We start from the raw sequence: 17,299 nt of genomic DNA, 5'->3' as shown, positions 1-17,299 counted from the left end.
GCGGGGCGGATGCGGATGCCGGCGATCGAACGAGTCATTCCCCTGGTCAACCACCTGCCGACGTCGCTGCGCGACGCGCTGGTGCGGCGGCTGCGCGAGCTCGCGGGTCTGTGCCTGATCGCGCTGTGCGGGGTCGCCGCCGCGGCGCTGATGACCTGGTCGGTGCAGGATCCGAGCCTGTCCCACGCGACATCACGGGCGATCCGCAACATCGTCGGCTATCCCGGCGCGATCAGCGCCGACCTCCTGATGCAGATCCTCGGCCTCGGCTCGATCATGGCGATCCTGCCGTTGGCGATCCGCGGCTGGCGGATGATGACGCACCGGCCGTTCGACCGCGAAGCGTTGCGCTTCGGTGCCTGGGTGCTGGCCGCCGTCATTGCCGCCGGCTTCGCCAGTTGCTGGCCGCGCTCGCATGCCTGGCCGCTGCCGACGGGCCTGGGCGGCGTCGTCGGCGATGCGCTGGTGCGCGCGCCGGCGGTCGTGTTCGGCCCGCCCGGCGTGATCTATCGCCTGGTGCTCGGCTCGCTTCTCCTGATCGCGATGATCGGCTGTCTGCTGGTCGCCGGCGGACTGGGCGCCAAGCAGGCCGATCCGAGCGAGCTGGCGGACGACGAAGACGACACGCCGCTCGCCGATTCCGAGGATGACGACGACCGCAAGGCGATCCGGCTCGGCTGGATCTTCCATGCCATCATGAGCGCCAAGGCGCAGATCGGCTGGTTCCTGAGCACGGCCTATCGCGCGCTGGTGTCCTCAGGCCCGCAGCCGCGCAGCGCCGCGGGGCGCCAGGAGCCGAGCCTCGGCCGCAGCCAGAAGCCGACGCTCGCGCCGGAGATGGAGGACGAGGGGGGCGAGGAGGAAGAGGCTGAGGAGGAGGACGACGAGGAGGAGGAGCCGACCCCGAAGGCACGCAAGAAGCCCGCGCCGAAGACTCCGCCGAAGAAATCCAGCGACAAATACGAGCTGCCGTCGGTCTCGATGCTGGCGGCGCCGAAATCGTCCGACCGCCAGCCGCTGTCGAAGAGCGAGCTGGAGGCCAATTCGCGCGCGCTGGAAGGCGTGCTGCAGGATTTCGGCGTGCGCGGCGAGATCGTCAAGGCGCATCCGGGCCCGGTCGTCACGCTGTACGAGCTGGAGCCCGCGCCCGGCATCAAATCGTCGCGCGTCATCGGCCTCGCCGACGACATCGCGCGCTCGATGAGCGCGCTGTCGGCGCGCGTCGCCGTCGTGCCCGGCCGCAACGCCATCGGCATCGAACTGCCGAACGTGCATCGCGAGAAGGTGTACCTGCGCGAGCTGCTGGTGGCCAAGGAGGCGACCGAGAGCGTCGCCAAGCTGCCGCTGTGCCTCGGCAAGAACATCGGCGGCGAATCCATCATCATCGATCTCGCCCGCACTCCGCACATGCTGATCGCCGGCACCACCGGCTCGGGCAAGTCGGTCGCGATCAACACCATGATCCTGAGCCTGGTCTATCGCCTCCGGCCCGACCAGTGCCGGCTGATCATGGTCGACCCGAAGATGCTCGAACTCTCCGTCTATGACGGCATCCCGCATCTCCTCACCCCCGTCGTGACCGACCCGAAGAAGGCGGTGGTCGCGCTGAAATGGGCGGTGCGCGAGATGGAGGAGCGTTACAAGAAAATGGCCAAGCTCGGCGTGCGCAACATCGACGGCTACAACGCCCGCGTGGCCGAAGCCCGCGCCAAGGGCGAGGAGCTGACGCGCACGGTGCACACCGGCTTCGACAAGGAGACCGGCAAGGCGATCTACGAGGAGGAGAAGCTCGACCTCGATCCCCTGCCCTACATCGTCATCATCGTCGACGAGATGGCCGACCTGATGATGGTCGCCGGCAAGGACATCGAAGGCACCGTGCAGCGCCTCGCCCAGATGGCGCGCGCCGCCGGCCTGCACGTGATCCTGGCGACGCAGCGTCCGTCGGTCGACGTCATCACCGGCACCATCAAGGCCAACTTCCCGACCCGCATCTCCTTCCAGGTGACGTCGAAGATCGACAGCCGCACCATCCTCGGCGAGATGGGCGCCGAGCAGCTGCTCGGCCAGGGCGACATGCTCTACATGGCCGGCGGCGGCCGCATCAGCCGCGTCCACGGACCGTTCTGCTCCGACGAGGAGGTCGAGAAGGTGGTGCGCCATCTGAAGGCCCAGGGCTCGCCGGAATATCTCGAGGCGGTCACCGCCGAGGAGCCGAGCGAGGAGGACGGCGCCGTGTTCGACGCCACCGGCATGGGCGGTGGCGGCGGCGGCGACGACCTGTTCGCCCAGGCCGTGGCGGTGGTGAAGCGCGACCGCAAGGCCTCGACCTCCTACATTCAACGCCGGCTGCAGATCGGCTATAACAAGGCCGCTTCGCTGATGGAGCGGATGGAACAGGAAGGCATCGTCGGCCAGGCCAACCACGCCGGCAAGCGCGAGATCCTGGTGCCCGAGGAGGAAGGCGGGTTCTGACCCCCGCCCGCTTTGGTCCCAGATCCGCCGTTTCCAGGTCGTAACTTCACGCAATTACGATCACGCTGACCGACCAAACCACGATAGAAACGCGTAGAAATCAGGACGTCGTTTTGAAAAGCTCCTTCTCGAACAGCCCCTTTTCGCTCCCGCGCGGCCGCCGCACGACGGCCCGACTCGTGGCCTGCGCCGTTGCGGCCTGCGCCCTGACCAGCGTCGCCGGCCACGCCACCGCCCAGACCACGCCGGCGCCCAAGGCCGCCCAGAAGAGCGGCGGCCAGCTCAACGCCTCGGACCAGCAGCGCGGCCAGCCGCCCGCAACCGTTCAAACCACGCCGCCCAACCCGATCATCCCCGACCCCCGGCGCAACGTGCCGGCGAGCATCTTCACCTCGTTCGACGCCAACCAGAAGGCGGTCGCGGCCAAGGTCAGTGCCTATCTGTCGTCGCTGCAGACGCTGGTCGGGAATTTCGTCCAGGTCGGTCCCGACGGCAGCAAGACCAAGGGCGATTTCTACATCCAGAAGCCCGGAAAGGTGCGCTTCGAATACGAGCCGCCGACGCCGATCGACATCATCGCCGACGGCTCGTCGCTGGTGGTGCGCGACCGCAAGCTCGCCACTCAGGATGTCTATCCGCTGTCGCAGACGCCGCTGCGCTACCTGTTGTCCGACCGCATCGACCTGCTCAAGGACACCAACGTGATCGCGGTCACCGCGGACGAGCTCTACGTCACGATCACGATCGAGGAGAAGCAAGCGCTGATTGGCACCAGCCGGCTGATGCTGATGCTCGGCGCCAAGGACGGCCAGCTCAAGCAGTGGACCGTGACCGACCCGCAGGGCTACGACACCACGATCGCGGTCTATAATCTCGACACCACCAAGAAGCTCGATCCGGCGATGTTCAAGATCGACTTCACCAACTACGCGACGCCGCCGGGCTGAGCGACCGCTGCCTCGGCGCGCGGGTCAGCTCGTCTGCAGGCCGCGCACCTTCCACTGCGCCTCCGACAGCACGAGCTTCTCGAAGCGCTTGCGCGCCTCCTCGAAATCCTCGGCCGCGATCGCGTCGCACCCCGGACGCGCCTTCAGGATCATGCCGGTGGTCGCCCAGCTCAGCCGTGCCGCCTTGCAGGCCAGCAAGAGATCCATCATGCGGCTCTCGTCCAGCAGCGATTCGACCGTCTCGATCGGGATCACGCAAAGCAGCGCCAACGCCGCGATGACGGCGGGAAAATCGCCGGTGACGCAGAAGCGGTTGACGGCGGAGTCACCGAGCTTGCCGGTGCGGTTGAGCGCGGCAACCTCGGCCTTCACAGGCTCGTAGTCCCACATCGCCCGCATCGCCGCGGCGGCGGAGCGCGTCGGGGCGGCCTGCAGCGTAGCGCGGGTCGCCGGCGGCGCCGCCTTGATGAAGCGGGCGCGGGCGGCTTCGCTCGCCGCGGCGACAAAGGCGCGCGACAGCTTGGCCGGCAGATCGGTGCGCAGCGCGAGCTTCTCGGCGAGATCCTCGTCGCGCTCGGCGACCTTGAACAGGCTGCGATAGCTGTCCTCGGACAGTTTTGCGGTGAGATTCTGCGCCAGCGCCATGCGCACCGGCGGGAAGCCGCGCGCGATCAACTGCGCGGTGAGCGCGTCGCCGATGCCCCGGCGGCTGGCGACCGCCACCAGATGCGCCGGGCTCGAAGCGCGGATGAACTCGGCGAGGTCGCGCTCGGTCAGCACCGCCGCCTTGGCCAGCACCGGCCCGGCAACCCGTAATTCGGGATGCACCGCCAGCAGCCGCACAGTCGCGTAAGGCGCGCGCTCGACAACGGCGAGCGCCGTGCTCAGCTCTGCCAGCACCTCGGTCGCGACCTGCGGCATCAGCCGGGCGAACATCTGATCGTAAAGATCGAGCTGCTCGTCGGCGGCGGGCCGCGGGCCGGCGAGGAAGAGCGCCGTGGTCCGGCGCAACATTTCGGTGGCGAGCTCGGATACGGTCCGCGCCTCGCCCGCTTGCGTCTTGGCGGCAGCTGCCGGAAGGGGCATCGCAGATCTCTCTTTCACGGCGCCCGCCAGCTGTGGCGGAGCGCGGGTCCATGATCAATTTGCGAAAGAATGCGAGGGCCGGACTAAAGGGGCGTTAAGCCCGTTGGTGGGAACAGAGGTACAGCAAGCCGTCGTTAATGGAACGTCTCGGTGCCGGCGCTGATGTTCCTGGATTGTTCTTGCGCGCACCACTGGCTTCCGCTAGCCTCTCGATCGGGGGGCACCCATGGTTCAGCGCGTTTCCACTGTCGCGTTCGAGGGGATCGAGGCTCGCGCGGTCGACGTGCAGGTCCAGGTCGCGCCGGGATTGCCGGCGTTTGCGATCGTCGGGCTGCCGGACAAGGCCGTCTCCGAAGCGCGCGAGCGGGTGCGCTCGGCGCTGATCGCTTCGGGCCTCGCGCTGCCGGCGCGGCGCATCACCGTCAATCTGGCGCCGGCCGACGTGCCCAAGGAAGGCAGCCATTATGATCTGCCGATCGCGCTCGGGCTGATGGCCGCGATCGGCGCGATTCCGCCGGATGCGCTCAGCGGATTCACCGTGCTTGGCGAGCTCGGGCTCGACGGCTCGATCGCGCCGGTCGCAGGGGTCCTGCCGGCGGCAATCGGCGCCAATTCGCGTGAGGAAGGCTTGATCTGCCCGGCCGGCTGCGGCGCCGAGGCGGCGTGGGCCAGCCCCGATCTGCAGATCATCGCAGCGAATTCGCTGATCCAGATCGCCAATCACTTCAAGGGCACGCAGGTGCTGTCGCGGCCGCAGCCGAAAATCCAGGAAGCGCCGGCGAGCCTGCTCGACCTGCGCGACATCAAGGGTCAGGAGAGCGGCAAGCGCGCGCTGGAGATCGCCGCGGCAGGGGGTCACCATCTCCTGATGATCGGGTCGCCCGGCGCGGGCAAGTCGATGCTGGCGGCGAGGCTGCCATCGATCCTGCCGCCGCTGTCGCCGGCGGAGCTCTTGGAAGTCTCGATGATCGCATCCGTCGCCGGCGAGATCGACGGCGGCGCGCTCACCAACCGGCGGCCGTTCCGCAGCCCGCATCACTCCGCGAGCATGGCGGCGCTGACCGGCGGCGGCCTGCGGGCGCGGCCGGGCGAGATCTCGCTGGCGCATCACGGCGTGCTGTTTCTCGACGAGCTGCCGGAGTTCGATCCGCGCGTCTTGGATTCGCTGCGCCAGCCGCTGGAGAACGGCGAGGTCTCGATCTCGCGCGCCAACCACCGCGTCACCTACCCTGCCCGCTTCATGCTGGTCGCGGCGATGAATCCGTGCCGTTGCGGCAATGCGTTCGAGCCCGGCTATGCCTGCAAGCGCGGCCGCATCGACCGCTGCACGGCCGACTATCAGACCCGCATCTCCGGCCCGCTGATGGACCGCATCGATCTGCGCATCGAGGTGCCCGCCGTCAGCGCCGCCGACCTGATCCTGCCGCCGGCCAAGGAGGGCTCCGCCGAGGTCGCCGCCCGTGTCGCCGCCGCCCGCGACCGGCAGCGCGAACGCTACGTCAAGGCCGGTCTGCCGCACATCAGGACCAACGCCGAGGCGCCCGCCGCCGTGCTCGACGACATCGCCAAGCTCGACGCGCCGGGCCAGAAGCTGCTGCGCGAAGCCGCCGAAACGATGCGCCTGTCCGCCCGCGGCTATCATCGCGTGCTGCGCGTCGCGCGCACGCTGGCCGATCTCGACCATGCTGAGGCGATCGGCCGGCTGCATCTGGCGGAGGCGCTGTCATATCGGGCGCTCGCCGAGGACAATCGGCACGCCGCGTGACCTCAATGCCGTCCGCCTCAACGCTCTGGTAACGACTTCTCTTTACGCTCCGACAACCATAAGGCCGCGTTGTCATCATCAGGCCTGTCGTGTCGGTGCGTGTCATGTTGCGTTTCAAGGTCCTCGTGTCGGCCGTGCCGCTGATCGCAGCCGCGGTCTTTGCCAGAATCGAACTGGCGCCCTCCCCGCAGCCCTGCATTGCCGTCGGCGCTGACGGCGTCGCGCTTGGTGAGGCGCCGTATCATGCCGATCTTCATGTCGACTTCACCGAGGACCCGGCGCTGGCCACGGTCCGGGTCGCGTTGACCGACAGTCCCGATGCAGCGGATCTCGTCCTGGTCGACGATGCGCCCGGCAACGAGGATCGGGGCTGCGGCATGACCTCGGCCACGCAGGTCGTGGCAACGGCGGCCGATCCACATCCGGATGCGCCGCTGATCTATCTCATTCGTGACGACGCGGCCGATGGTCCCGCCGATTATCGCATCTATGTCCGCTCGAGCCGCGTGACCGCCGAGCAGGCCGCGGCATTGCTCGTGGCGGCTCGGAACCACCCGACATCGCCGGCCAATCCGGTGCTGTGAGCCGGGCTAACGCCCGGTTCACCATCTCTGCACCGCCAGGACGCGCCTGCATGAGCTTTGAAAGTCTCCGCAAGACCCGGCGCGGCATGATGCGCGGCGGCCAGGACATTGGGAATCGCAATCTCTGGGGAGGAACGATGGGACAGGGACTTCGCATCAGGTTGCATCTGCGCCGGTTCATGCGCCGTCATCAGCTCGTCTTCACCATCCTGCGCTCGCTGATGATCTTCTCCGCCGGTTTCGGCGGCGCCTACGGCTTCATCAAGGCCAGCATCTCCGAGCACTCCGGCTACAACCCGCATGCCTTCGCGATCGGCGCCAGCTTCCTGTTCGCGCTGGCCTGCGTCGGCCTCGCCACGCTCAGCATGCGGCTGCGCTTCGTCCATAAGAAGCTGCACAAGATCGCGCTCCACAACGAGGTGCTGGCGGACCGGAACTGGGAGCTGCAGGAAGCCGAGCAGCGCGCGCGCAATCTGTTCGAGCAGCAGGGCGATCTCATCGTCATGCGTGAGCAGGACGGCACCATCGTGTTCGTCAACGACGCCTATTGCCAGATGGCAGGCCTCGATCGCGAGAACCTGGTCGGCAGCAAATTCGCCTTCGCACTGATCGAGCAGGGCGACAGCGCCCTGGAGCCGAGCGGCACGCGCGTCCACGACCAGCGCATCGAGAGCGCGATCGGGCCGCGCTGGATCGCCTGGCGCGAGGCGCTGGTGCGCTCCGATGCCGGCCACCCGGCCGTGCTGCAATGTGTCGGCCGCGACGTGACCGACCGCACCGAGACCGAGCGGGCGCTGGCGGATGCGCGCGACCAGGCCAATGCGGCCAATCGGGCCAAGTCGCGCTTCCTGGCGATGGCCAGCCACGAGATCCGCACGCCGCTGAACGGAATCCTTGGCATGGGCGGGCTGCTGCTCGAGACGCCGCTGACGCCGGAGCAGACGACCTACGCCAAGGCGGTGCGCGCATCAGGCGAGGCGCTGATGTCGCTGATCAACGAGCTGCTCGATTATTCCAAGATCGAGGCCGGCAAGCTGGCGCTGGAGGCGCAGCCGTTCTCGCTTGCCGCGCTAATCGAGGAGATCACCGAGCTGCTCGCGCCGCGCGCGCAAGCCAAGCAGCTGGAAATCGCGGCCTACATGGACGAGCGGCTGCCGACCTGGGTGACCGGCGACGCCGCGCGCCTGCGCCAGGTGCTGCTCAATCTCGCCGGCAACGCCATCAAGTTCACGGCCAAGGGCGGCGTCGCTGTCATTGCCGAGCCCGGCATCTGGCCGAACGAGATCAGTTTTCAGGTGCGCGACACCGGCATCGGCATCGCCGCCGAGGCGCAGGAGCGGATCTTCCGCGAGTTCGAGCAGGCCGACGACAGCGTCGCGCGAAGTTTTGGCGGCACCGGGCTTGGGCTCGCGATCTCCGACCGCATCGTCAAGCGCATGGGCGGCCGCATCAGCCTGCAGAGCGAGCCCGGCGCCGGCGCGACCTTCGAGGTCTGCGTGCCGCTGCCCGCGGCGCTGGAGCGCGGCGAGCAGAACAGCTTTCGCGGGCCCGATCTGGCGGGCCAATCGATCATGCTGATCGCGCCCGCCGGGCTGCAGGCGGAGCTGATCGAGCGCCGTCTGCAGAACTGGGGCGCGCAGACGAGTCTCGTCACCGACACCGGGGTCGCGGAGGCGCTGCTGCCCGAGCGCACGTGGCATGCCGTTCTGGTCGATGATGCCGTCGGCGGCGAGCGGGCGCGACATCTCAGCGAGGCCGCGCGGCGGCATACGACGCGGCTGATCGTGCTGGTCACGCCGGTCAGCCGGCACGAGCTGATGCCGGTGGCGCCGTTCACCGGCTATCTGGTCAAGCCACTGCGCGCCGCGTCGCTCGCCGCGCGCGTCGGCTTCGATGTCGATGGCGATGGCGATGGCGATGGCGATGGTCCTGCCGGGGCCGAGATCGAAGAGTCTGTCCCGATGGCCGCGCCGCCGATCGCAGCGCGAGCCGGCAGCGGCCTGTCGATCCTGGTCGCCGAAGACAACGACATCAACGCGCTCTTAATGCGCTCGCTGCTGACCAAGCTCGGCCATCATGCGGATATCGCCGTCCACGGCGAGGCCGCACTCGACTCCTGGCTCGCGGCGCGCTCGGCTGGCACGCCCTACGACCTGATCCTGATGGACGTCCAGATGCCACGCCTCGACGGCATCGCCGCTGCCAAGCGTATCCGCGCACTGGAGGCGACCGAGGCCGGCCGGCGGACGCCGATCCTGGCCTTGACCGCAAACACCCTGGTCGAGGACCGCTACGCCTGTTTTGAAGCCGGTATGGACGGCTTCCTGGTCAAGCCGATCGACCGCGACAAGCTGGACGAGGCGCTGGCCAATCTGGCGGCGGCACGGCAGGTGGCGGCTTAGTTATGAGTTTGTAGTACGCAACGTGTTTGCGCTCCCTCTCCCCGTTCTTCACGGGGAGAGGGTCGGGGTGAGGGGCAGCCACACGGGTGGTGCCAACTCTGCCGCGCAGAGCCGCTCTGCCCGTCCGTTAGACCCACGATCCGGCTGCGTATGTGCCATGCCCCGGATCGCTGCGCCATCCGACCTCTCCCCGCAAAGGGCGGGGAGAGGTTGAAGCGGCGCAAGCCTTAGCACCGGGGTCATCACATCAAACAGCAAGACGCCAGCTCTAGCTGATGCCGCAATCGCTTGGTCGCTTCAAGTCACAGCCGCCGCAGCGCCACCGTTTCGATCTCGTGGTCGGCACCCTTCTTCAGGATCAGGGTGGCGCGTGGCCTTGTCGGCAGGATGTTGTCCTCGAGATTGGCGAGGTTGGTGCGCTCCCAGATCGCGATCGCGGTGGCGGTGGCCTCTTCGTCCGACAGCAGCGCGTAACGGTTGAAGTAGGAGCGGGGATCGTGGAACGCGGTGTCGCGCAGCGACAGGAAGCGCTTGACGTACCATCTGCGCAGCACCGCTTCCTCGGCGTCGATATAGACCGAGAAGTCGAAGAAGTCGGATACCACCGGCACCGCCTTGCCGTCGCGCGGCAACGGTCCGGTCTGCAGCACGTTGACGCCCTCGACGATGAGGATGTCCGGCTGATCGATCTCGGTCCACTGGTTGGGCACGATGTCGTAGCTGAGATGCGAGTACACCGGCGCGCGCACCGGGTGGCGGCCGGCCTTGATGTCGGAGAGGAAGGCGAGCAGGCGCGGCAAATCATAGCTCTCGGGAAAGCCCTTCTTTTGCATCAGGCCCTGCCGCTCCAGCACCGCGTTCGGATACAGGAAACCGTCGGTGGTGATGAGGTCGACCTTCGGCCGCGGCGACCAACGGGTCAGCAGCGCCTGCAGCACGCGTGCGGTGGTCGACTTGCCGACCGAGACCGAGCCGGCGACGCCGATGATGTAGGGCATCTTGCGGTCGCGGATGCCGAGGAACTGACGCTGCGCGTAGTACAGCCGCTGCGCCGCGTCGACATACATGGAGAGCAGTCGCGACAGCGGCAGATAGATCTCCTCCACCTCCTGTAGATCGAGGCGGTCGTGCATCGAGCGCAGCTTGGAGAACTCGCCGGGCTCGAGCGTCATCGGCGTGTCGTTGCGCAGCTCGGCCCATTGCTGGCGGGTGAAGACGCGGTACGGATTATATTGTTGTTCGGTGGTGCGCATATCCATGACGCTGCCCTTCGTTTCCCCCGGCGTCGCGCCCTACTCCGTCTTGCGCGACGCCTTTTCTTCCAGCCCCGATTGTCCGGTTCGCTTGCCGAGCGCCGCCTCGACCTCTTCGAGCCGGACGTCGCGCGACTTCAACACCACCAACAGATGAAACAGCAGATCGGCGCTTTCGGAGATCAGATGTTCGCGATCAGTGCCGACGGCGGCAATGACCGTCTCGACCGCCTCCTCGCCCATTTTCTTGGCGCACTGCGCCGGACCCTTGTCGAGCAGCTTGCGCGTATAAGACGACTCGCCGCCCGCCGCGGCGCGCGCGTCGATGATGGCAGCCAGATCGTGAAGCGTGAAGCGGGACATCAGCCAGTTCTCAGGACACGCAGGTCCGTTCCCAAGGCGGCCGGACCCGCGTTCATCTAACATTTTTGCGGCGCAATGTCGTCAGGGATCGAGCCGCATCGGCAGGCCCTGCCGCACCATGTGCTCCTTGGCCTGCCGAATGGTAAATTCCCCGAAATGGAAGATCGAGGCGGCCAGCACGGCGGTCGCCCTGCCCTGCTGGATGCCGTCGACCAGGTGGTCCAGATTGCCGACGCCGCCGGAGGCGATCACCGGCACCGGGACGCTGTCGGCGACCGCCCGGGTCAGCGGCAGGTCGAAGCCCTGCCGCGTGCCATCGCGGTCCATCGAGGTCAGCAGGATCTCGCCGGCGCCGAGCGCGACGACCTCCTGGGCATATTCAATCGCATCGATGCCCGTCGATTTGCGGCCGCCATGAGTGAAGATCTCCCAGCGCGAGCCGCCGCCCGGACGCGGCACCGACTTGGCGTCGATCGCGACCACGATGCATTGCTCGCCGAACTTCTCGGCCGCCTCCTTCACGAACTCGCGCCTGCTCACCGCAGCCGAGTTGATCGAGACCTTGTCGGCGCCGGAGCGCAGCAATGTCTTGATATCATCGATCGTGCGCACGCCGCCGCCGACGGTGACCGGCATGAAGCAGGCCTCCGCGGTACGCCGGACGACGTCGAGCATGATGCCGCGGTTCTCATGGGTGGCGGTGATGTCGAGAAAGCAGAGCTCGTCGGCACCGGCGGCGTCATAGGCGATCGCGGCTTCGACGGGATCGCCGGCGTCGCGCAGATTGACGAAGTTGACGCCCTTGACGACACGGCCGTCCTTGACGTCGAGGCAGGGAATGACGCGGACCTTGAACATATTGTTCTCCCCTACCCGCTGATCGCGCGAATCAGCGCCAGCGCTTCCGCCGGATCCAGCCGCCCGTCATAGAGCGCGCGGCCGGCGATGGCGCCTTCGAGCTTCCTCGCCCGCGGCGTCAGCATTGCCTTGACGTCTTCGATCGAGGCGAGACCGCCGGAGGCGATGACGGGGATCGAGATGGCGTCACCGAGTGCGATTGTGGCGTCGAGATTTAAACCCTTCAGCAAGCCGTCGCGCGCGATGTCGGTGAAGATGATCGCCGCGACGCCGGCGTCCTCGAAACGTTTGGCAATATCGAGCGCTGTCACTTCTGACGTTTCCGCCCAGCCCTCGACCGCGACCTTGCCGTCGCGCGCATCGAGGCCGACGGCGACGCGGCCGGGAAAGGCTTTCGCGGCCATCTTCACCAGCTCGGGATCGCGCACCGCGGCGGTGCCGATGATGACGCGGGTGATGCCCTTGCCGAGCCAGGCCTCGACGGTCTTGAGATCGCGGATGCCGCCGCCGAGCTGCACCGGCATCTTGACGATTTTCAGCATCGCCTCGACGGCCTGCGCGTTCATCGGCTTGCCGGCGAAGGCGCCGTCGAGGTCGACGACGTGGAGATATTCGAAGCCCTGATCGGCGAAGCTCTTGGCCTGGGCTGCGGGGTCGAGGTTGAACACCGTGGCCCGCGCCATGTCGCCCTGCTCCAGGCGCACGCATTGGCCGTTCTTCAGATCGATGGCGGGAAACAGGATCATATCTGGTGACTCTCAAGAGCGCGCCCTGCCCGCCCCGGGGCGAACAGGACGACGGCGCTCACGGCTTCCATTTCAGGAAGTTGGAAATCAAGGCGAGACCGAACCGCTGGCTCTTCTCGGGATGGAATTGCGTGCCGATGGCGGTGTCCTTGCCGACGATGGCGGTGATCGGTCCGCCGTAATCGGCGCGCGCCAGCACATCGTTCTCGTTCACGGCATTCAGATGATAGGAGTGCACGAAATAGGCGTGCAGACCCTTCGGCCCGAGCGGCAGCTTCTCCAGCACCGGATGTTCCTGCAATACGTCGAGCGTATTCCAGCCCATGTGCGGGATCTTCAGGCTCTCGTCGCGGGGCGTGATCTTCTCGACGTCGCCGGAGACCCAGTCGAAGCCGTCGGTCGTGACATGCTCCTTGCCGCGCGTCGCCATCAGCTGCATGCCGACGCAGATGCCGAAGAACGGGCGCGCCTTGTGGCGCACGGCCTCGGTCATCGCCTCGAGCATGCCGTCGACGGCATCGAGGCCGCGGCGGCAATCGGCGAAGGCGCCGACGCCCGGCAGCACGATGCGGTCGGCGCGATACACCGTATCGGGATCGCGGGTCACGACGACCTTCTGCGGCTCTTCCATGCCGCGCGCGGCGCGCTCGAACGCTTTCGCGGCGGAATGCAGGTTGCCGGAGCCGTAATCGATGATTGCGACGCTCATCGTCCACCTCCGGGTTCAGGAAACAAGCCAATGATGCTGGCATGGGGTAGCGGCGGCGGCCGCTGGCCGTTGCCATTGTCACGCGTCGGCGGCGCGGCGCCGCGATCGACGGTGTGGTTGTCGGTGCCGAGATCGCTGCGCCTCGCGGCCCAGCGCTCGAAGAAGCGTCTCTCGGCGGCATCGAGATCGTCGGCGACGACCACATCGAGCTGGCGCCAATTGCCGCGCGAGTAGCTCCAGCGCTTCAGGCTGGAAGCTTCCAGCCCGAGCAGGATCGCGATCAGGAGATCGACGGTGGCGATCGCGCCGCCGGCGACTCCGACTTTGGCGAGGACCACGTCGATCACGATCACCAGCGCGATATAGCCGATCACCGCCAGCCACAGCCGATGCCAGGCCAGCCAGACGGCGCCGAGCACGGCGGCCCAGAGATGGAAGCCGTCGCGGATGAAGACGAAGCGATCCGTCGAACGCAGATCGGCTCCAGCAGCGAGGGGCGCGTGGACCGTATAGACGGGCATCTTGAAAATCCCTCTGACGAACGAGCTTGGAGGAGGGAGGTCAGCCGCCGAGCTGACCCTTGGTGGAGGGCACTTCACCCTTGTTGCGCGGATCGATCGCGAGCGCTGCGCGCAACGCCCGCGCCAGACCCTTGAAGCAGGATTCGGCGATGTGATGGGCGTTCTCGCCGTACAAGGTCTCGACGTGGAGGGTGATGCCGGCGTTCATCGCAAACGCATTGAACCATTCGCGCACCAGCTCGGTGTCGAACTCGCCGATCTTGTCGCGCGAAAAGGCCGTGCGGAACACCAGCATCGGCCGGCCCGAGACGTCGATGACGACGCGGGTCAAGGTCTCGTCCATCGGCATGTGGATGGAGGCATAGCGGGTGATGCCGGCCATGTCGCCGAGCGCCTGCTTGACAGCCTGGCCGAGCGCGATGCCGACATCCTCGGTGGTGTGGTGGAAGTCGATATGCAGGTCGCCGACCGCCTTGACGGTCATGTCGATGCGGGAATGGCGGGCGAGCAGGTCCAGCATGTGATCGAAGAAGCCGATACCGGTCGCGATCTCGACGACGCCGGTGCCGTCGAGGTTCACGGACACCTCGATGTCGGTCTCTTTGGTCTTGCGCTTGATGGCCGCGCTACGCATGGGTCAGCTTTCCCTTGAAAACGCGGCCCTTTTATCAGGCGGATGACACCTTAGCTACTGCGGGATGACGCGCATCGTGCCTGATCTCGGGCCATGGTGAGCGGATTTCAAGACCCGCCGGGGCAGGGCAGGGACCCGGTAATTGTATCCCCCGGCGCGAGGCCCTAAATGAGGGCACCAACCAAGGACCTCCCATGCACGCATTGTCCCAAGAGCCCACCGTCTGGCACGGCACCACGATCCTGACCGTCCGCAAGGGGGGCAGGGTGGTCGTGGGCGGCGACGGCCAGGTCTCGATCGGCCAGACCGTGATCAAGTCCAACGCCCGCAAGGTGCGCAAGCTCGGCAAGGGCGACGTCATCGGCGGCTTCGCCGGCGCCACGGCCGACGCTTTCACCCTGTTCGAGCGGCTGGAGAGCAAGCTGGAGCAGTATCCGGGGCAATTGACCCGGGCCGCCGTCGAGCTCGCCAAGGACTGGCGGACCGACCGCTATTTGCGCCGGCTGGAAGCGATGATGATCGTGGCCGACAAGGAGGTCTCGCTCGTCCTGACCGGCACTGGCGACGTGCTGGAACCGGAAGCGGGCGTGATGGCGATCGGCTCGGGCGGCAATTACGCGCTGGCGGCGGCGCGGGCGCTGATCGACACCGACAAGGACGCCGAGAGTATCGTGCGCAAGTCGCTCGACATCGCCGCGGACATCTGCGTCTACACCAACCGCAACATCACCATCGAAGCGCTGTCGGCCGAGTAGACGATGGCCGCGGACGGGATCAGCATCGCGTCCCGCCGCTCGTCCGGGCTTTGGCTCGGGCTGGTGCTTGCGTTGCTGGCTCTGCAGGCCGCGATCCTGTTCGCGATGGGCCGGCTGCCGGTCTGGCTGACCGCGCTGATCCCGATCGCGTTCGAGCTCGGCGTCGGCCTGCACATTCGCGACAACCTCACGCTCAACATCCTGATGCTGATCTATCCGACCGAAGCGATCCGGCAGTGGCAGGCCGGACCGCCGCTGCTGTGAGGGTAGGGCGGTCATGGTTGTTGGCTTTCGTGCGATGACCGAGGACGATCTGCCCGCGATCCGTGACTGGCTGCATCAGCCCCATGTGCGCGAATGGTGGGGCGATCCGGACGAGCAATATGCTCTGATCGATGGCGACCGTGATGAACACGCCATGGACCAGTACATCATGCTGATAAACGAGGGCGCGGCCGGTTACCTGCAATGCTACGCCCTCACCCAATGGAACGACGGCTTCTTGCCGCAGCCGGACGGGACCCGCGGCATCGACCTGTTCATCGCTGGCCAGCAGCGGATCGGCCAGGGTCACGGTCCCCTGGTCATCCGGACCTTTTGTAACCTGATGTTTCAGCGCGGCGTCCCGCGCGTGGTCACCGACCCCTCGCCGGCCAATGCCCGGGCCATCCGCGCCTATGAAAAGGCGGGATTCCGGCGCGAGCGCCTGGTCGACACGCCCGATGGACAGGCGCTGCTGATGTCCTGCGAACCCGCCGACTTGCCTCGCCGCCCATCCGAGCCTAGCTAGAGCCCATGACCGACTTTTCTCCTCGCGAAATCGTCTCCGAACTCGACCGCTTCATCGTCGGCCAGGCCGACGCCAAGCGCGCGGTCTCCATTGCGCTCCGCAACCGCTGGCGGCGGCTGCAGCTCGATACGGGCCTGCGCGAGGAGGTGCTGCCGAAGAACATCCTGATGATCGGGCCGACCGGCGTCGGCAAGACCGAGATCGCGCGGCGGCTGGCCAAGCTCGCGGGCGCGCCGTTCCTGAAAGTCGAGGCGACCAAATTCACCGAGGTCGGCTATGTCGGCCGCGACGTCGAGCAGATCATCCGCGACCTCGTCGAGGTCGCGATCCATCAGGTGCGCGAGCGCAAGCGCAAGGACGTCGCCGCCCGCGCCCAGCTCGCCGCCGAGGAGCGGGTGCTCGATGCGCTCGTCGGCGCCAATTCGAGTGCTGCGACCCGCGACTCGTTCCGCCGCAAGCTTCGCGCCGGCGAGCTCAACGACAAGGAAATCGAGATCGAGACACAGTCCTCCGGCGGCGGCATGCCGATGTTCGAGATTCCGGGCATGCCGGGCGCGCAGATGGGCGCGATCTCGATCGGCGACATCTTCGGCAAGCTCGGCGGCCGCACCAAGACGCGGCGCGTCACGGTCGAAGCCTCGCATGACATCCTGATCGCCGAGGAATCCGACAAGCTGCTCGACAGCGACCAGCTGGTGCAGGAGGCGATCAACGTGGTCGAGAACAACGGCATCGTGTTCCTCGACGAGATCGACAAGATCTGCGTGCGCGAGAACCGCCATGGCGGCGACGTGTCGCGCGAGGGCGTGCAGCGCGATCTGCTGCCGCTGATCGAGGGCACGACGGTCTCGACCAAGCATGGCGCGGTGAAGACCGACCACATCCTGTTCATCGCGTCCGGCGCGTTTCATATCGCGAAGCCCTCGGACCTGCTGCCCGAGTTGCAGGGCCGCCTGCCGATCCGCGTCGAGCTGCAGGCCCTGACCCGCGACGACATGCGCCGCATCCTGACCGAGCCGGAGGCGTCGCTGATCAAGCAATATGTGGCGCTGATGAAGACCGAGGGCGTGACGCTCGACATCACCGATGACGCGATCGATGCGCTCGCCGACGTCGCGGTGGCCGTGAACTCCACGGTCGAGAACATCGGCGCTCGCCGGCTGCAGACGGTGATGGAGCGCGTGCTCGACGACATCTCGTTCACGGCCTCCGATCGCACCGGCGAGACCATGCGCGTCGACGCCGCCTATGTGCAGCAGCACATCGGCGATCTCGCGAAGAATGCAGATCTGAGCCGGTTCATTTTGTAGCCGCTGCTCAGATGAGCCGAGGCTTCGCCACGCATTCCGCCGTCGTCCCGGCGAACGCCGGGATCTATAACCACCGCAGCTGATTGTTACGCACGATGGCG

General features: G+C 67.0%; 16 protein-coding genes and 1 pseudogene. 9 read left to right on the top strand and 8 right to left on the bottom strand.

Going from position 1 to position 17,299, the window contains the following annotated elements:
• Window positions 1-9: 9 nt before the first annotated feature.
• Both BRADO_RS01080 and BRADO_RS01075 read left to right on the top strand, forming a co-directional pair.
• Window positions 10-2,475 (top strand): DNA translocase FtsK, encoded by a 2,466-nt coding sequence (locus BRADO_RS01080; protein ID WP_011923477.1) that lies wholly within the window; start codon window positions 10-12, stop codon window positions 2,473-2,475.
• 179 nt (window positions 2,476-2,654) lie between these two features.
• On the top strand, window positions 2,655-3,422 hold the full coding sequence (locus tag BRADO_RS01075) for an outer membrane lipoprotein carrier protein LolA (protein WP_011923476.1): 768 nt from the start codon (window positions 2,655-2,657) through the stop codon (window positions 3,420-3,422).
• Between the two features lie 24 nt (window positions 3,423-3,446).
• Here BRADO_RS01075 and BRADO_RS01070 read toward each other — a convergent pair whose 3' ends face one another.
• Window positions 3,447-4,508 (bottom strand): DUF2336 domain-containing protein, encoded by a 1,062-nt coding sequence (locus BRADO_RS01070; protein WP_011923475.1) that lies wholly within the window; start codon window positions 4,506-4,508, stop codon window positions 3,447-3,449.
• A gap of 226 nt (window positions 4,509-4,734) precedes the next feature.
• On the opposite strand from BRADO_RS01070, the gene BRADO_RS01065 reads away from it, so the two are divergent.
• From BRADO_RS01065 to BRADO_RS01055, 3 genes are all read left to right on the top strand, one after another.
• The gene (locus BRADO_RS01065; protein WP_011923474.1) at window positions 4,735-6,273 is read left to right on the top strand and encodes a YifB family Mg chelatase-like AAA ATPase; all 1,539 of its coding nucleotides are present in this window, start codon (window positions 4,735-4,737) and stop codon (window positions 6,271-6,273) included.
• Between the two features lie 104 nt (window positions 6,274-6,377).
• On the top strand, window positions 6,378-6,857 hold the full coding sequence (locus BRADO_RS01060; protein WP_041755964.1) for a hypothetical protein: 480 nt from the start codon (window positions 6,378-6,380) through the stop codon (window positions 6,855-6,857).
• A gap of 137 nt (window positions 6,858-6,994) precedes the next feature.
• Entirely contained in the window at window positions 6,995-9,259 is a 2,265-nt protein-coding gene (locus BRADO_RS01055) for an ATP-binding protein (protein ID WP_011923472.1), read from the top strand.
• A gap of 302 nt (window positions 9,260-9,561) precedes the next feature.
• On the opposite strand, the gene coaA is transcribed toward BRADO_RS01055, so the two are convergent.
• From coaA to hisB, 7 genes are all read right to left on the bottom strand, one after another.
• The gene (gene coaA / locus BRADO_RS01050; protein WP_011923471.1) at window positions 9,562-10,518 is read right to left on the bottom strand and encodes a type I pantothenate kinase; all 957 of its coding nucleotides are present in this window, start codon (window positions 10,516-10,518) and stop codon (window positions 9,562-9,564) included.
• Window positions 10,519-10,551: 33 nt separating this feature from the next.
• On the bottom strand, window positions 10,552-10,875 hold the full coding sequence (locus BRADO_RS01045; protein WP_011923470.1) for a phosphoribosyl-ATP diphosphatase: 324 nt from the start codon (window positions 10,873-10,875) through the stop codon (window positions 10,552-10,554).
• 81 nt (window positions 10,876-10,956) lie between these two features.
• Window positions 10,957-11,733, bottom strand: a complete 777-nt coding sequence (gene hisF / locus BRADO_RS01040) for an imidazole glycerol phosphate synthase subunit HisF (protein ID WP_011923469.1) — start codon at window positions 11,731-11,733, stop codon at window positions 10,957-10,959.
• 11 nt (window positions 11,734-11,744) lie between these two features.
• Complete coding sequence (hisA, locus tag BRADO_RS01035) at window positions 11,745-12,479, bottom strand: 1-(5-phosphoribosyl)-5-[(5-phosphoribosylamino)methylideneamino]imidazole-4-carboxamide isomerase (protein WP_011923468.1); 735 nt, start codon at window positions 12,477-12,479, stop codon at window positions 11,745-11,747.
• A gap of 58 nt (window positions 12,480-12,537) precedes the next feature.
• A complete protein-coding gene (hisH, locus tag BRADO_RS01030) occupies window positions 12,538-13,188 on the bottom strand; it encodes an imidazole glycerol phosphate synthase subunit HisH (protein WP_011923467.1) in 651 nt (216 codons plus the stop codon).
• Window positions 13,185-13,709: a DUF2628 domain-containing protein gene (locus BRADO_RS01025; RefSeq protein ID WP_011923466.1), complete on the bottom strand. Its 525-nt coding sequence runs from the start codon at window positions 13,707-13,709 to the stop codon at window positions 13,185-13,187. Before BRADO_RS01025 ends, hisH begins: the two co-directional genes overlap by 4 nt.
• 40 nt (window positions 13,710-13,749) lie before the next feature.
• The gene (gene hisB / locus BRADO_RS01020; protein WP_011923465.1) at window positions 13,750-14,343 is read right to left on the bottom strand and encodes an imidazoleglycerol-phosphate dehydratase HisB; all 594 of its coding nucleotides are present in this window, start codon (window positions 14,341-14,343) and stop codon (window positions 13,750-13,752) included.
• A 194-nt stretch (window positions 14,344-14,537) separates the two neighbouring features.
• Between hisB and hslV the strand changes: the two genes are divergently transcribed.
• The 4 genes and pseudogenes from hslV (at window position 14,538) to hslU (ending at window position 17,198) form a co-directional block, all read left to right on the top strand.
• On the top strand, window positions 14,538-15,098 hold the full coding sequence (gene hslV, locus BRADO_RS01015) for an ATP-dependent protease subunit HslV (protein ID WP_011923464.1): 561 nt from the start codon (window positions 14,538-14,540) through the stop codon (window positions 15,096-15,098).
• A gap of 54 nt (window positions 15,099-15,152) precedes the next feature.
• Window positions 15,153-15,362, top strand: a pseudogene (locus BRADO_RS35640) (DUF2585 family protein); the annotation flags it as partial.
• Between the two features lie 13 nt (window positions 15,363-15,375).
• Window positions 15,376-15,888, top strand: a complete 513-nt coding sequence (locus tag BRADO_RS01005; RefSeq protein WP_011923462.1) for a GNAT family N-acetyltransferase — start codon at window positions 15,376-15,378, stop codon at window positions 15,886-15,888.
• A gap of 5 nt (window positions 15,889-15,893) precedes the next feature.
• Window positions 15,894-17,198, top strand: a complete 1,305-nt coding sequence (gene hslU, locus BRADO_RS01000) for an ATP-dependent protease ATPase subunit HslU (protein WP_011923461.1) — start codon at window positions 15,894-15,896, stop codon at window positions 17,196-17,198.
• Window positions 17,199-17,299 lie beyond the last annotated feature (101 nt).

Origin of the sequence: Bradyrhizobium sp. ORS 278 (genome assembly GCF_000026145.1) — a bacterium.
In the GTDB taxonomy this organism is placed as follows: Bacteria; Pseudomonadota; Alphaproteobacteria; order Rhizobiales; family Xanthobacteraceae; genus Bradyrhizobium.
The sequence above is the reverse complement of the archived record's forward strand: the minus strand, read 5'-3'. Positions and strand labels throughout refer to the sequence as shown.